This window comes from Sulfitobacter sp. 1A15299 (assembly GCF_043556915.1).
In the GTDB taxonomy this organism is placed as follows: Bacteria; Pseudomonadota; Alphaproteobacteria; order Rhodobacterales; family Rhodobacteraceae; genus Sulfitobacter.
Map to the genome: position 1 here is coordinate 192,152 of NZ_JBIFFJ010000004.1, position 14,343 is coordinate 206,494.

Consider the following 14,343-nt stretch of genomic DNA (forward strand, 5'->3'; position numbering starts at 1 on the left):
CAGGCCGGATCAGCTGTTGCTGTCGTCCTGTGCGTCGCCCTCGGGGGTGCGCACCACGTCCGAGTCGCCGTCTTCGTCAGCGGCGGAGCCGATGTCGTCGAAGAGTTCGGAGATCTCGAATTCAGCGGCGGCTTCCTCTTCGGCGGCCAGTTCCTGAATCGATTTGCCCGATGCCTGAAGCTCGGCCTCTTCGGGCGAACGTGCAACGTTCAGCTCGATCGTGGCGTCGACTTCGGGGTGCAGGATGATGCGCACGTCGTGCACGCCCAGTTCCTTGATCGGATTGCCCAGAACGACCTGTTTGCGGTCGATCGAGAAACCTTCGGCGGTCGCGGCTTCGGCGGCGTCACGGGTGGTGACGGAGCCGTAGAGCGCGCCGGCGTCGGAAGCGGAGCGAATCACGACGAACTGCTGACCGTTCAGCTTCTCGGCGAGTTTCTCGGCTTCTTTCTTGGTCTCGAGGTTCTGTGCTTCGAGCTGGGCTTTCTGGCCTTCAAAGGCTTCGACGTTGGCCTTGGAGGCCGACAGCGCCTTGCCCTGCGGCAGCAGGTAGTTGCGGGCATAGCCGGGCTTTACGTCCACGACTTCGCCCATCTGGCCCAGTTTGGCCACACGTTCCAGAAGGATAACTTGCATGTGCTCTCTCCTTACTTGACGGCGTAGGGCAGCAGGGCGAGGAAACGGGCGCGTTTGATGGCACGGGCCAGCTCGCGTTGTTTCTTGGCCGATACGGCGGTGATGCGGGAAGGAACGATCTTGCCACGCTCAGAAATGTAGCGTTGCAGCAGACGTGTGTCCTTGTAGTCGATCGCAGGTGCGTTGTCGCCCGAGAAGGGGCAGACTTTGCGACGGCGGAAAAATGGTTTTGCAGCCATGGTTTATGTCCTCTTCTTCAAGCTGGCGATCAACGGCGCTCGCGACGGTTGTCGCGTTCGTCGCGTTTCTGCATCTGCACGGAGGGCAGTTCTTTGTGCTCGTCGACCTTGATGGTCAGGACGCGCATCACGTCATCATGCAGGCGCATCAGGCGTTCCATTTCCTGCACGGCGGTCGCGGGTGCGTCCGAACGCAGGAAGGCATAGTGGCCCTTGCGGTTCTTGTTGATCTTGTAGGCCATCGTCTTGACGCCCCAGTACTCGCTGTCGACGAGCTTGCCGTCGTTGTCCGCGAGGACGGTGCCAAAGTGTTCGATGAGGCCTTCTGCTTGCGTGTTGGACAGGTCCTGACGCGCAATCATAACATGCTCATAAAGCGGCATGTGCACTCCTATTTGTATCAAGGCGCATTTCATAGGCGGGGCGGTCATCCTTGCTCCCCACCACGAGAGTCTGCGCGGTTCATATGCTGTGCAAGGAAGCGCCCGTATACACGGTTTCCCGGCCACGGCAACCCCTTGGTGGGGCCGCGCGGGCCGGGACGGGCTTGCCCTTGCGGCATGGGACGCGATACATCGGATGAAATCGCTAATAAGAGGCTGCAACCATGAGCATCGCATTCGTTTTCCCCGGGCAGGGCGCCCAGACCATCGGCATGGGCCGCGATCTGGCCGAAGCCTACCCCGAAGCCCGCGCCGTTTTCGACGAGGTCGATGCGGCCTTGGGCGAGAAGCTGTCGGAGCTGATCTGGGAGGGCGACATCGAGACGCTGACCCTGACCGAAAACGCCCAGCCCGCGCTGATGGCGACCTCGATGGCTGCCATGGCCGCGCTGAAGGCTGAGGGTGTGACCGTTGAGAAAGCCGCTTTCGTGGCCGGTCACAGCCTCGGCGAATATTCCGCGCTCTGTGCCGCAGGTGCCCTGTCACTGGCCGACACCGCGCGGCTGCTGCGTATTCGCGGCCGTGCGATGCAGGCCGCCGTGCCGGTAGGCGAGGGCGCCATGGCGGCGATTCTCGGCCTTGGCATTGAGGAGACCGAGAAACTGGCCGAAGCTGCTGCCGAGGGCGCGGTCTGTCAGGTCGCCAATGAAAACGACCCAAGCCAGAACGTTCTCTCGGGCGAGAAGGCCGCGGTCGAGCGCGCCGTCGCCATGGCGAAAGAGGCCGGGGCCAAGCGCGCGCTGCTGCTGCCCGTCTCCGCCCCTTTCCATTGCCCACTGATGGGGCCGGCTGCGGAAGAAATGGCGAAAGCACTGGGCGAGGTGACCTTCAACGACCCCGTCGTGCCGCTGGTGGCCAATGTCACCGCCGGGGCGGTTTCGGACGCCGCCCGCATCCGCGATCTGCTGGTCGAGCAGGTTACGGGCCGGGTGCGCTGGCGTTCCTCGGTCGAGTGGATGGCCGGACAGGGCGTGACCGAGGCTTGGGAGATCGGCGCGGGCAAGGCGCTTTCGGGCATGATCCGGCGCATCGACAAAAGTGTCGCCACCCGCAGCATCGGCACGCCGGATGAGGTAAAAGCCGCTTCTGACGCCTGAGGCATAGAATAAGCGGCATTTCCGCCGCATCGGGGCCTCGCGCCCTTTGAGAGAATAAAGGAAGAGACATGTTCGATCTTACAGGAAAGAATGCCCTGATCACCGGCGCTTCGGGCGGCATCGGCGCGGATATCGCGCGCAAGCTGCACGCCCAAGGCGCCGCCGTTGGCTTGTCGGGCACGCGGACCGAACCGCTTGAGGCGCTAAAGGCCGAGTTGGGCGAACGCGCCCATGTGCTGCCGTGTAACCTGAGTGATATGGAGGCCGTCGACGCGCTGCCGAAACAGGCGGCGGAGGCCATGGGCTCCGTCGATATTCTGGTGAACAACGCGGGCATCACCCGCGACAATCTTTTCATGCGCATGTCGGATGACGAGTGGAATTCGGTGCTGAACGTGAACCTCACCGCGACCTTCAAGCTCTGCAAAGGGGTGATGCGCGGCATGATGAAGGCGCGTTGGGGCCGGATCATCAATATCTCCAGCGTGGTGGGCGCCACAGGCAACCCCGGTCAGGCGAATTACGCGGCCTCGAAGGCGGGTGTCGTGGGCATGTCCAAGTCGCTGGCCTATGAGGTGGCAAGCCGCGGGATCACCGTGAACGCCGTGGCGCCGGGGTTCATCACCACCGCCATGACCGACAAGCTGACGGATGAGCAAAAGTCTGGAATCATGGGGCAAATTCCCGCAGGCCGCATGGGCGACCCGGATGAGATCGCCGCCGCCGTGGTCTATCTTTCCAGCGCCGAGGCCGCTTATGTGACAGGGACCACCTTGCATGTGAACGGCGGTATGGCCATGTTGTGACCCTGCGCCTCAATAGCGTTTGCCAAGCCCGGCGCATGTGCTAAAGGGGGCGCAGAATCGAAACGGAGGGTGCTTGATCACCCCCTGCGCCTTGTGCGAACAAGGAAATAGCCGCCCCTTTTGGGGCATCCTCCAAACGCTGATCATCGGCGGGCGGAAACCAAAAGGGGCCTTGAATGGCCCGAAGACATGAGGACTTATTATGAGCGACGTCGCAGACCGCGTGAAAAAGATCGTTGTAGAACACCTGAGCGTGGAAGAGGACAAAGTGACTGAGAATGCGTCGTTCATCGACGATCTCGGCGCAGACAGCCTCGACACCGTGGAACTGGTGATGGCGTTCGAAGAAGAGTTCGGCATCGAGATCCCCGATGACGCGGCTGAGAACATCCAGACCGTTGGCGATGCGGTCAAGTTCATCAAAGAAGCCTCCTAAGGCTTTGCCGGGCGACCGGCGGATTTGAGTTTTGAAAACGGCGTTGTTCCTAGCGGAATGACGCCGTTTTTATTTGTCTGAACGGGGTGGGCTTGTCCCTTGGAGACGGAGGCCGCATGTCTGCGCCAAGAAGTCTCAAGCGTGAAGGCAATTCACCCCATGTCCCGCACGATCCCGACCATCAACACCGCCAGACTGACCCTGCGCGCCATGCGCGCCGAGGACTTTCAGCGCTATGCCGAGATTTGGGCGATGCCCGATGTGGCGGACCGGATCCTCGACCAACCTCGGCCCAAGGGGCAGTCATGGGACGCTTTTCTGCGCAACGCGGGCCATTGGCAGATCACGGGATTTGGGCAGTGGGCGGTGCAGCTCCATTGCCAGCGCGAGATGTTGGGCCAGACCGGTTTCGTCTTTGGCACCCGCAATTTCGGTGAGGATTTCGACACTTACCCCGAAGCGCGGCTGGTCTTGGCCCCTCAGGCGCAGGACCAACGGCTGGGAGCCGAGGCCGCCCGCGCCGCGCATGAGTGGTTTGATCGGGTGATCACGGGCCGGACGGTCTGCGTGATCTCTGCGGGGAATGAGGCCGCTCTGCGGATCGCGGGGGCGCTTGGTTATCAGGCGCTGCGCGACGTGACAACGGCAGGCGGCGCGGTGCATCTGATGACCCGGCGCGGCCCGCCGGGCTGAGCCCCAATCGGGCGGCGGCCCCTGAGATCTGACCCATCGGCGTTTTTGCGCTTTGCCTGCGGACCCCCGCCGATATGCTTGTGCCTACAGGCTTTTGCAGGGTAAGAGGTTCGCCGAGACATTATCGGCAAGGGGCACTGAGATGCGCAGAGTTGTAGTAACGGGTTTGGGTTTGGTTACCCCGCTCGCGGACGGCGTGGAAGAAAGCTGGAAACGGATCCTCGATGGGCAATCCGGGGCCGGGCCGATCACCGGCTTTGACGCCAGCAAACTGGTGACCCAATACGCTTGCGAAGTCCCTTTGGGCGACGGCAGCGATGGCACCTTCGATGCCAATAAATACATGGAGCCGAAAGAGCAGCGCAAGGTCGATACCTTCATCCTTTTCGGCATGGCGGCCGCCCAGCAAGCGGTTGAGGATTCGGGCTGGATGCCGACCGAACAGGAAGATCAGGAGCGCACCGGCGTTCTGATTGGCTCGGGCATCGGGGGGTTGAACTCCATCGCCAATACCGCCGTGATGATGCACGAAAAAGGCCCGCGCCGGGTCAGCCCCTTCTTCGTGCCGGGTGCGCTGATCAACCTGATCTCGGGTCAGGTGTCGATCCGCTATGGTTTCAAAGGGCCGAACCACTCGGTCGTGACCGCCTGTTCGACCGGCGCGCATGCCATCGGCGATGCGGCGCGGCTGATCAAATACGGTGATGCGGATGTGATGATCGCGGGCGGTGCCGAGGCGGCGATTTGCGAGATCGGCATGGCGGGCTTCAACGCCTGCAAGGCGCTGTCGACCAAACGCGGCGATGATCCGCAAAAGGCGAGCCGCCCCTATGACGTGGACCGCGACGGTTTCGTCATGGGCGAGGGCGCGGGCATCGTGGTGCTGGAAGAGTATGAACACGCCAAGGCGCGCGGTGCCAAAATCTATGCCGAGGTCTTGGGCTATGGCCTTTCGGGCGATGCGCATCACATCACCGCCCCTTCCGAGGATGGCGAGGGCGGCGAACGCTCCATGCGGGCTGCGCTGAAGAACGCGGGGCTGGAGCCTGCGGATGTGGATTACATCAACGCGCATGGCACCTCGACCATGGCCGACACGATTGAATTGGGCGCGGTCGAGCGACTGATGGGCGATGCGGCGGGCAATGTGACCATGTCTTCGACCAAATCCGCCACCGGGCACCTTTTGGGCGCCGCGGGTGCGATCGAGGCGATCTTCTGCATGCTCGCGATCCGCGATCAGGTGGCACCGCCGACGATCAACCTCGACAATCCGGCGGTCGAGACCAAGATCGATCTTGCGCCGAACAAGAAGGTCGAGCGCAAGATCGACGTGGCGCTTAGCAACTCCTTTGGGTTCGGCGGCACCAACGCTTCGGTTCTGTTCGGGAAAGTCAGCTAAATGTGGCGTCATATCGCCTCTAACGCCGTGACGTTTCTGTTGGTCGGCCTGTTTCTGCTTGGGGGGATCATCCTCTGGGGCAAGTCGGCCTATGTCTCGGAAGGGCCGTTGGAGCAGGCGATCTGTGTGCAGGTCGAGCGCGGCTCGAACATGCGGCAGGTGAGCCAGAACCTTGAGGAACAGGGCGCGGTTTCCTCGCCCGCGATCTTTCGCATCGGCGCGGATTATGAGGAGAAGTCGAGCAGCCTGAAAGCGGGCAGCTTTCTGGTGCAGCCCGGCACCTCGATGCAGGGGATCGTGGATATTGTGACCCAAGGCGGGGCCAGCACCTGCGGCACCGAGGTTGTCTATCGCGTGGGTGTGAACCGGGTGAGCGTTCAGGTCCGTGAGTTGGACCCGGTCACCAGCCGTTTCGTCGAACGCGCAGAGTTCACGCCGGGTGAGGAAGAGGCCCCTGAGGCATATTCCGAAATCTCCAGCAAGAACGACACGCGGTTTCGTGTGGCATTGGCCGAAGGTGTGACCAGCTGGCAAGTTGTCGAAGCGCTCAAGCAGGTCGAGCAATTGACCGGCGAGGTTGAGGAGCTTCCGGCCGAGGGCAGCCTCGCGCCCGATAGCTATGAGGTGCGCCCGGGCGACGACCGCGCCGAGGTGATCGCACGAATGGCCGCAGCGCAAGAGGTGCTCTTGGCCGAAGCCTTTGAGGCGCGCGACCCCGATCTGCCGATCGAGACGCCCGAAGAACTGTTGATCCTTGCGTCGATCATCGAAAAGGAAACCGGTGTCGCCGCCGAACGTGAGCAGGTGGCGAGCGTTTTCGTGAACCGTTTGAACCAAGGGATGCGGCTTCAGACCGACCCCACGGTGATCTACGGGGTAACCGAGGGCAAGGGCGTGCTGGGCCGGGGGCTGCGGCGCTCGGAACTGCGGGCAGAGACGCCGTGGAACACCTATGTGATCGACGGTCTGCCGCCCACTCCCATCGCCAACCCGGGCCGGGCGAGCCTGATGGCGGCGGCGCAACCGGCGGAGACGGATTTCGTTTTCTTCGTGGCGGATGGCACCGGGGGGCACGCTTTTGCGGAAACCTTGGACGAGCATAACCGCAATGTCGCACGCTGGCGCGAGATCGAGGCGGAGCGCGGCGCGGAAGCGGCGGGCAATGCCTCAACGGGCGGAAACTGAGACATTAAAAACCCCGCTGGAGACAGCGGGGTTTTTATTGCCCGGGTACTTTGCCGAACGGCGCTGTAAGATCTTGTTAACACAGTTTTTCTTGACTTTGCGCGCGGTCTGACGTAGGACTTGTGGCACGCTAGAGAACATGGGCGAACGGCCCCGGGGGGACCCGGTGGTCGTTTTTTTGTGTCTGCTCGGTTGGGGATAACCAACAAGAGGTAAAGCGATGACGATCATTACCCCGGAGCAAGAGACGGAAGACAGCGCGGAAATCCTGCGCGGTCTCCAAGAAGCAATCGGCGCGTTGCGCCGGGAAATCGAAGGTCTGACGGAACAGGCCCGGTCCGGGGGGGAACTCAAGGAAACTGCGGTGTCTGGCAAAACGTCCAAAGTGGCGGGATTGCTGGCGCATTGCCTGAAAGCGGAGAACACGCTGAATGACTGTCGAAACCGACAAGCTGGAATCGCGCGCGGGGGCTATGCCCTCGACATGGACAAAGCGCGGGCTGACATCGGCTGCAAGCTGGATCGCCTGCGCCGATGCTCAGACCCAGGCGCAGTTTCTGAATGACCTCGGTGAGGGAGAGCTTCTGGCTCTCCCTTTTTTGTTCGAGTTCTGGGCGCTTGACCACCAATTGCCGCCCAAGGGCGATTGGCGGACATGGGTGATCATGGGCGGGCGCGGCGCGGGCAAGACGCGGGCCGGGGCGGAATGGGTGCGCAGCAAGGTTGAGGGGAGCCGACCGCTTGACCCCGGTGCGTGTAGTCGCGTGGCGCTGGTGGGCGAGACGATCGAGCAGGTGCGTGAGGTGATGATCTTTGGCGACAGCGGCATTCTGGCCTGTAGCCCGCCGGATCGGCGGCCCGATTGGGAGGCGACGCGCAAGCGGTTGGTCTGGCCGAATGGGGCGATTGCCACGGTGCATACGGCGCATGACCCTGAAGGGCTGCGCGGCCCGCAGTTTGATGCGGCTTGGTTGGATGAATTGGCGAAGTGGAAACGCGGGCAGGAGGCTTGGGACCAGTTGCAGTTTGCGCTGCGCTTGGGGGAGCAGCCTCGGGTCTGTGTCACCACGACGCCGCGCAATGTGGATGTGTTGAAAGCGCTTTTGGCCGCGCCTTCGACGGTGACGACCCATGCGCCGACAGAGGCGAATGCGGCCAATCTGGCGGGATCGTTTCTTGAGGAAGTACGGGCGCGTTACCGCGGAACGCGGTTGGGGCGGCAGGAGTTGGATGGCGTGCTCTTGGCGGACGCAGAGGGGGCGCTCTGGACCTCGGGCTTGTTGGAAGCGGGGCGCCTGCGAGAGGCACCGGAGTTGGACCGCATTGTGGTGGGCCTCGACCCGGCGACGACCAGCGGGGCGGGGTCGGATGAGTGCGGCATCCTGGTGGTGGGCGCACAGACCAAGGGGCCGCCGCAGGATTGGCGGGCGGTGGTGCTCGCTGATTGCACGGTGCAGGGGGCCACGCCCAATGGCTGGGCGCAGGCGGCGATTGCGGCGATGACGCGCTATGGGGCGGATCGCTTGGTGGCCGAGGTCAATCAGGGTGGGCAGTTGGTCGGCGAGGTCTTGCGACAGGTCGATCCGCTGGTCTCGCTCAAGACCGTGCATGCGGCGCGGGGCAAGGTGGCGCGGGCAGAGCCAGTGGCCGCGCTTTATGAGCAGGGCCGGGTGAGCCATTTGCCGGGGCTCGATGCGCTGGAGGACCAGATGTGTCTGATGACGGCGCGGGGGTACGAGGGCAAGGGCAGCCCGGACCGCGTCGATGCGTTGGTTTGGGCGCTGCATGAGCTGATGATCGAACCTGCTGCGCAGTGGCGCAGCCCGGGGGTGCGAAGCCTGTGAGCGGGCCGTTGCGCGGGGCAGCGCACGGTGGGTTTCTCCAGCGTTAAGAGATTTCAGGGACAGTCTGACAACGCCGGGCAATGCGGGGCAGGTCTTCGCCGCCGGGGCCGGGCAGAATGAGGAGCGACGACATGGTATTCGATTTTCTACGGCGGGGCGCGGCGGGTGAGACAGCGGAGCGCAAGGCATCTGCCACGGGGCCGGTCGTCGCCTATCAGACCTCGGGTCGTGTCGCCTGGAGCCCGCGCGATAGCGTAAGCCTGACGCGCGCCGGGTTCTGCGGCAATCCGGTGGGGTTCCGCTCGGTCAAGCTGATTGCCGAGGCTGCGGCGGCGCTGCCGCTGGTCGTGCAGGACAGCGCACGGCGCTATGACGAACACCCGCTGATCGAGCTGATGCGCCGCCCGAATGCGGGTCAAGGCCGGGCGGAAATGCTTGAGGCGCTGTATGGGCAGATGCTTTTGAGCGGCGATGGCTATGTCGAAGCCGTGGGCGGTGAGAGCGGTTTGCCGGTAGAACTGCATGTGCTGCGCTCGGACCGGATGAGCGTGGTGCCGGGGGCGGATGGCTGGCCTGTCGCCTATGAGTATGCGGTGGGCGGGCGCAAGCACCGTTTTGATGCGAGCGGTGCGGCGACGCCGGTTTGTCATATCCGCAACTTTCACCCGCAGGACGATCACTATGGGTTCAGCCCCATGCAGGCGGCGGCCATGGCGATGGATGTGCATAACGCGGCGAGCCGGTGGTCGAAAGCGCTGTTGGACAATGCCGCGCGGCCCTCGGGCGCGATCGTCTATCGCGGGGCCGAGGGGCAGGGCAAGCTGAGCGAGGACCAGTATGACCGGCTGGTGAGTGAGATGGAGAGCCATCATCAGGGCGCGCGCAATGCCGGGCGGCCGATGCTGCTGGAGGGCGGGCTTGATTGGAAGCCGATGGGCTTTTCGCCCTCGGACATGGAGTTTCAAAAGACCAAGGAGAGTGCGGCGCGGGAGATCGCGCTGGCCTTTGGTCTGCCGCCGATGCTGATCGGCGTGCAGGGCGATGCGACCTACGCGAATTATCAAGAGGCGCATCGGGCGTTCTATCGGCTGACGGTGCTGCCCTTGGCGACACGGGTGACGGCAGCATTGTCGGAGTGGCTGAGCGGGTATCTGGGGGCGGCGGTGATGGTGAAGCCGGACCTCGACCAAGTGCCTGCATTGGCGGCGGAGCGCGATGCGCAATGGGCGCGGGTCTCTGCAGCGGCGTTTCTGAGCGATGCCGAGAAGCGCAGCCTGTTGGGGCTTCCGGCGGTGGCCGATGATGCCTGAGCTGCGTGAGATCGAGCGTTTCGAATGCGCGCCGGGGTTGCGGCTTCAGGCGCATGAGACGCTCAGCGCGGTGCACCGCGAGAACATGCAAAAGCGGCTCGACCGGATCGAGCAGATGATGGAGCGCTTGGAGCGGCGGCTGTGGCTTACGGTCTACGGCGTGGTGGCGGTGATCTTGGCGCAGGCGATGCAATCCTTTTTGGCGGTGGCGCCGTAGTGGGCTGAACGAGGGAAAAACGATGACTTATCAATTGGATGCCTCTGGCAGCTGGCCGGAGAACGGGGAAGCTGTGCCTGTGGGAAGCGGGTTGGAGCATAAATTTGCCCGTTTCGGCAGCGTGACGCCCGTGGAGGATGGGCTGGAGATCAGCGGCTATGCCAGCCTCTTTGGCGCGGTTGATCAGGGCGGCGATGTGGTCGAGGCGGGGGCCTATGCCGCGAGCCTTGCGGCGGTCGCAAAGGCGGGCCGCAGCGTCAAGATGCTGTGGCAGCATGACCCGGCCCAGCCCATCGGCGTTTGGGACGAGGTGCGCGAGGATGGCCGGGGTCTTTGGGTCAAGGGGCGTATCCTCAGCACTGTGGCCAAGGGTCGAGAAGCGGCGGCGCTGATTGAGGCGGGGGCCATCGACGGGCTCAGCATCGGCTACCGGACCGTTAAGGCGGGCAAGACCACCAAGGGGCAGCGGCTGCTCTCGGAGCTGGAGCTTTGGGAGGTGTCTTTGGTGACCTTCCCGATGCTGCCGTCAGCGCGGGTCGCGGCCAAGGGAGAGTTCAGGGCCGTGGGCCATGTTCTGCGCGAGATGGCGGCGGCCTTTGATGCCGCGCGGGCCGAAATGGCGCGGGCTGTGCCTGAGTTTGACTGAGCAAGATCAGAGGGAAAGCGATGACCAAGAGTGAGATGAGCACAAAGGCGGGCGCAGACCTGTCCCCGGCAGAGGAAGTGCGGCAGGCCGTGAGCGGTTTTGTCAGTGACTTCAACGGCTTTCGGGCCGAGATCAATACGAAACTTCAACAATCAGAAGAGCGAATTGCCATGATGGACCGCAAGATGACCCTGCCTGCCCGCAGCCCTTTGGGGGGCGCGATCGATCACGATGCGCCGCATAAGAAAGCCTTTAACGCCTATCTGCGCAACGGCGACGACGACGGGCTGCGCGGGCTGGAACTGGACGGCAAATCGATGTCGACGGCGGTCAATTCGGATGGTGGCTATCTGGTGGATCCCCAGACGGCAGACCGGGTGCAATCTGTGCTGAACGCAGGCGCGTCGATCCGCGCGATTGCCTCGGTGGTGCAGGTGGAGGCCACGTCTTATGACGTACTGGTCGACCACGCCGATGTGGGCGCTGGTTGGGCGACCGAGAGCGGCGCGCAGGCCGAGACGGACACGCCCCAGATCGACCGGATCACTGTGCCGCTGCATGAGCTGAGCGCGCTGCCTAAGGCGAGCCAGCGTCTGCTGGATGACAGCGCCTTTGATATCGAAGGCTGGCTGGCGGGGCGTATCGCCGACAAATTCGCACGGGCCGAGGCCGCGGCCTTTGTCAGCGGTGACGGGATCGACAAGCCCACCGGTTTTTTGACCCATCCGGCGGTCGATAACGACGTCTGGAGCTGGGGCAATCTGGGTTATGTTCCCAGCGGCACCAATGCCAACCCCGAGGCCGATGCGATTATCGAATTGGTGTACGCCCTTGGCGCGGCCTACCGCAAGAACGCGGTCTTCGTGATGAACTCCAAGACCACGGCCAAGGTGCGCAAATTGAAGGACACCGACGGGCGGTTCCTGTGGTCGGACGGTCTGGCGGCGGGGGAGCCTGCGCGGCTCATGGGCTATCCGGTGCTGGTGGCCGAGGACATGCCCGATCCGGCGACCGATGCGATCGCCATCGCCTTTGGCGACTTCTCGGCAGGCTACACCGTGGCCGAGCGCCCCGATCTGCGGATCCTGCGCGATCCGTTCAGTGCCAAGCCGCATGTGCTTTTCTATGCCACCAAACGTGTCGGCGGCGACGTGAGCGATTTCGCGGGAATCAAGCTGATGAAATTCGGCCTGGCGTAAGCTGGTGCCGAAGCCGGGGCCGGGGCAACTTGGCCCCGGTCCGGACGTGCGCCTGCAAGGTTGCGTTGTCTAGCTGCTCCCCTCCGACCGAGCAATGCAACCGGTGCGCGTCCGGGATTAACCGCATGGCCCCAAGGGGCGCGGGAGCGATTTTTGGAGACGTTCGATGATGTTGATCGAAGAGACAAATGTGCCGGATGCGGTCTTGCCGGTTGAGGCCTTCAGAATGCATCTGCGCCTTGGCACCGGCTTTGCGCAGGACGGCCTTCAAGACCCGGTGTTGCGCAGTTTCCTGCGCGCGGCGATGGCGGCGGTGGAGGCGCGGACGGGCAAGGTGCTTATCGTTCGGCGTTTTGCCCTGTCGCTGACCTTCTGGCGCGATGCGGCGGCGCAGGTCTTGCCCGTGGCCCCGGTGCAAGAGATCGCGCGGGTGGCGCTGGTGGCGCGAGACGGGGTGGAAACGTCGGTGAACCCCGAGCGCTACTGGCTGGAGCGCGATGCCCAAGCGCCGCGTTTGCGCGCTAGCACCGCGGCCCTGCCGCGCATCCCGAGCGCCGGAGCCGCTCTGATCAATTTCGACGCGGGCATGGCCGCCGATTGGAGTGGATTGCCCGATGATCTGGCCCAAGCGGTGATGCTGCTGGCGGCGCATTACTATGAATACCGCGACGATACGGCGCTTGGCGAAGGGTGCATGCCCTTTGGCGTCAGCAGCCTGATCGAACGCCACCGCCGGGTGCGCCTCGGCTTTGGGGGAACGGCATGAGCCGCCCGCAGTTGAACCGGCCCCTTATATTGGAAGCGCCGCAGCGCGTGAGCGATGGCGCGGGGGGGCATCGCGAAGTCTGGCAGCCCTTGGGCACCCTCTGGGCCGAGCTGCGCGCGCGCACGGGGCGGGAGACCGCGCAGGGCGGTGTGGCCGTCAGCCGGATGGGGGTCAAGATCACAGTGCGTGCGGCGCCGGAGGGCACCCCGCAGCGACCGACCCCCGCGCAGCGGTTTCGCGAGGGCACGCGGGTTTTCGTGATCCGGGCCGTGGCCGAGAGCGATGCGGGCGGGCGGTATCTGATCTGCTTTGCCGATGAGGAGGTGGCGGTATGACCTACGCGCTTTCAGAGGCGTTGCAGGCGGCGGTTTATGATCTGTTGCAGGGTGACCCAGGGCTCACCGCGCTGATCGGTGACGCGGTCTTTGACGCGGTGCCGGGGGGGAGCTTGCCCGAGACCTACGTTCTGCTTGGGCAGGAGATGGCGAAGGATGCGTCAGACCCCGAGGGCGCGGGCGCGGAGCATCGCCTGACCCTGTCTGTCGTCACCAGCGCGCCGGGGTTCAGCACGGCCAAGGGCTGCGCGGCGGTGATCTCGGACCTGTTGCATGGGGCGGAGCCGGCGCTCGGCCGGGGGCGTGTGGTGGATATGGCTTTTCTCAAAGCGACGGCGCGGCGGATCGACGGGGCCTCGGCCCGGCGGATCGACTTGCAATTCCGCGCCCGGGTCGCGGACGCATAAGACTTCAGATTTCAGATTGGTGCGAGAAGACAGTGATGGCAGTTCAAGCGGGCAAAGACCTATTGGTCAAAGTGGATATGACCAGCGATGGGCAGTTCGAGACGATCGCCGGGCTCAGGGCCAAACGGGTGAGTTTCAACGCCGAAACGGTGGATGTGACCTCGCTCGATTCAAGCGGCGGTTGGCGGGAGTTGCTGGCGGGTGCGGGTGTCCGCTCAGCCGCGATCAGCGGGTCGGGAGTATTTCGCGATGCGGGCACGGACGAACGGGCACGGCAGTTGTTCTTCAACGGGCTGACGCCGGATTTTCAGGTAATCATTCCGGATTTCGGCGTGGTGCAGGGGCCGTTTCAGGTCTCTGCTCTGGAATACGCGGGTTCGCTGAATGGGGAGGCCACCTTTGAGCTTAGCCTGCAATCGGCGGGGGAGCTGATCTTTACCCCCGATGTGGTGGTGTGAGCATGACCAACCCGTGGCGCGGCGAGGTGAGCCTCGTGATCGATGGCAAGCGGCATGAGGCGCGGCTGACCCTTGGGGCTTTGGCCGAGTTAGAGGCGGCGTTGCTGTCCGACAGCCTTGTCGCGCTGGTCGAGCGGTTTGAAAACAACATGGTGTGATTGCGGCGGTCGCTCTCCAGTGGCGAACGAGGTCCGGTATGTTGGCCTCATGGATATAAGCCGTGA

At 63.8% G+C, this 14,343-nt stretch carries 19 protein-coding genes and 1 pseudogene; 17 read left to right on the top strand and 3 right to left on the bottom strand.

Annotation, left to right across the window (positions count from 1 at the left end; genetic code table 11):
* Positions 1–9: 9 nt before the first annotated feature.
* The 3 genes from rplI to rpsF are packed head-to-tail and all read right to left on the bottom strand — an operon-like array spanning position 10 to position 1,258.
* Positions 10–636 carry a 50S ribosomal protein L9 gene (rplI, locus tag ACGYK7_RS08220; protein WP_067261846.1) on the bottom strand — a complete coding sequence of 209 codons (627 nt, stop codon included), beginning with the start codon at positions 634–636 and terminating at the stop codon, positions 10–12.
* 11 nt (positions 637–647) lie between these two features.
* Positions 648–875 carry a 30S ribosomal protein S18 gene (rpsR, locus tag ACGYK7_RS08225; protein WP_005852865.1) on the bottom strand — a complete coding sequence of 76 codons (228 nt, stop codon included), beginning with the start codon at positions 873–875 and terminating at the stop codon, positions 648–650.
* Positions 876–904: 29 nt separating this feature from the next.
* A complete protein-coding gene (gene rpsF, locus ACGYK7_RS08230; RefSeq protein WP_067261847.1) occupies positions 905–1,258 on the bottom strand; it encodes a 30S ribosomal protein S6 in 354 nt (117 codons plus the stop codon).
* Between the two features lie 224 nt (positions 1,259–1,482).
* Between rpsF and fabD the strand changes: the two genes are divergently transcribed.
* From fabD to ACGYK7_RS08315, 17 genes and pseudogenes are all read left to right on the top strand, one after another.
* On the top strand, positions 1,483–2,415 hold the full coding sequence (fabD, locus tag ACGYK7_RS08235) for an ACP S-malonyltransferase (protein ID WP_394400854.1): 933 nt from the start codon (positions 1,483–1,485) through the stop codon (positions 2,413–2,415).
* 68 nt (positions 2,416–2,483) lie between these two features.
* Entirely contained in the window at positions 2,484–3,221 is a 738-nt protein-coding gene (gene fabG, locus ACGYK7_RS08240) for a 3-oxoacyl-[acyl-carrier-protein] reductase (RefSeq protein ID WP_394400856.1), read from the top strand.
* 202 nt (positions 3,222–3,423) lie between these two features.
* Positions 3,424–3,657 carry an acyl carrier protein gene (locus ACGYK7_RS08245; RefSeq protein ID WP_067261852.1) on the top strand — a complete coding sequence of 78 codons (234 nt, stop codon included), beginning with the start codon at positions 3,424–3,426 and terminating at the stop codon, positions 3,655–3,657.
* 159 nt (positions 3,658–3,816) lie between these two features.
* Positions 3,817–4,350 carry a GNAT family N-acetyltransferase gene (locus tag ACGYK7_RS08250; protein ID WP_394400858.1) on the top strand — a complete coding sequence of 178 codons (534 nt, stop codon included), beginning with the start codon at positions 3,817–3,819 and terminating at the stop codon, positions 4,348–4,350.
* 142 nt (positions 4,351–4,492) lie between these two features.
* Positions 4,493–5,752, top strand: a complete 1,260-nt coding sequence (gene fabF / locus ACGYK7_RS08255; protein ID WP_394400861.1) for a beta-ketoacyl-ACP synthase II — start codon at positions 4,493–4,495, stop codon at positions 5,750–5,752.
* Positions 5,753–6,937 carry an endolytic transglycosylase MltG gene (gene mltG, locus ACGYK7_RS08260; RefSeq protein ID WP_394400863.1) on the top strand — a complete coding sequence of 395 codons (1,185 nt, stop codon included), beginning with the start codon at positions 5,753–5,755 and terminating at the stop codon, positions 6,935–6,937.
* A 220-nt stretch (positions 6,938–7,157) separates the two neighbouring features.
* Entirely contained in the window at positions 7,158–7,502 is a 345-nt protein-coding gene (locus ACGYK7_RS08265) for a hypothetical protein (protein WP_067261859.1), read from the top strand.
* Positions 7,411–8,781: a DNA-packaging protein gene (locus tag ACGYK7_RS08270; protein ID WP_394400896.1), complete on the top strand. Its 1,371-nt coding sequence runs from the start codon at positions 7,411–7,413 to the stop codon at positions 8,779–8,781. The genes ACGYK7_RS08265 and ACGYK7_RS08270 overlap by 92 nt, the downstream gene beginning before the upstream one ends.
* A 131-nt stretch (positions 8,782–8,912) precedes the next feature.
* Positions 8,913–10,091, top strand: a complete 1,179-nt coding sequence (locus ACGYK7_RS08275) for a phage portal protein (protein WP_394400866.1) — start codon at positions 8,913–8,915, stop codon at positions 10,089–10,091.
* Positions 10,081–10,308 (top strand): hypothetical protein, encoded by a 228-nt coding sequence (locus ACGYK7_RS08280; protein ID WP_394400868.1) that lies wholly within the window; start codon positions 10,081–10,083, stop codon positions 10,306–10,308. The genes ACGYK7_RS08275 and ACGYK7_RS08280 overlap by 11 nt, the downstream gene beginning before the upstream one ends.
* Positions 10,309–10,330: 22 nt before the next feature.
* The gene (locus tag ACGYK7_RS08285; RefSeq protein WP_394400871.1) at positions 10,331–10,954 is read left to right on the top strand and encodes an HK97 family phage prohead protease; all 624 of its coding nucleotides are present in this window, start codon (positions 10,331–10,333) and stop codon (positions 10,952–10,954) included.
* Positions 10,955–10,974: 20 nt separating this feature from the next.
* Positions 10,975–12,153: a phage major capsid protein gene (locus ACGYK7_RS08290; RefSeq protein WP_394400873.1), complete on the top strand. Its 1,179-nt coding sequence runs from the start codon at positions 10,975–10,977 to the stop codon at positions 12,151–12,153.
* Between the two features lie 166 nt (positions 12,154–12,319).
* On the top strand, positions 12,320–12,919 hold the full coding sequence (locus tag ACGYK7_RS08295) for a head-tail connector protein (protein ID WP_394400875.1): 600 nt from the start codon (positions 12,320–12,322) through the stop codon (positions 12,917–12,919).
* Complete coding sequence (locus tag ACGYK7_RS08300) at positions 12,916–13,254, top strand: head-tail adaptor protein (RefSeq protein WP_394400878.1); 339 nt, start codon at positions 12,916–12,918, stop codon at positions 13,252–13,254. Before ACGYK7_RS08295 ends, ACGYK7_RS08300 begins: the two co-directional genes overlap by 4 nt.
* Entirely contained in the window at positions 13,251–13,661 is a 411-nt protein-coding gene (locus ACGYK7_RS08305) for a DUF3168 domain-containing protein (RefSeq protein ID WP_394400881.1), read from the top strand. The genes ACGYK7_RS08300 and ACGYK7_RS08305 overlap by 4 nt, the downstream gene beginning before the upstream one ends.
* 35 nt (positions 13,662–13,696) lie before the next feature.
* Positions 13,697–14,119, top strand: coding sequence for a phage major tail protein, TP901-1 family (locus ACGYK7_RS08310; protein WP_067263135.1), 423 nt, complete (start codon positions 13,697–13,699; stop codon positions 14,117–14,119).
* A gap of 2 nt (positions 14,120–14,121) precedes the next feature.
* Positions 14,122–14,262 (top strand): annotated as a pseudogene (locus tag ACGYK7_RS08315) (GTA-gp10 family protein); the annotation flags it as partial.
* Positions 14,263–14,343: the final 81 nt, after the last annotated feature.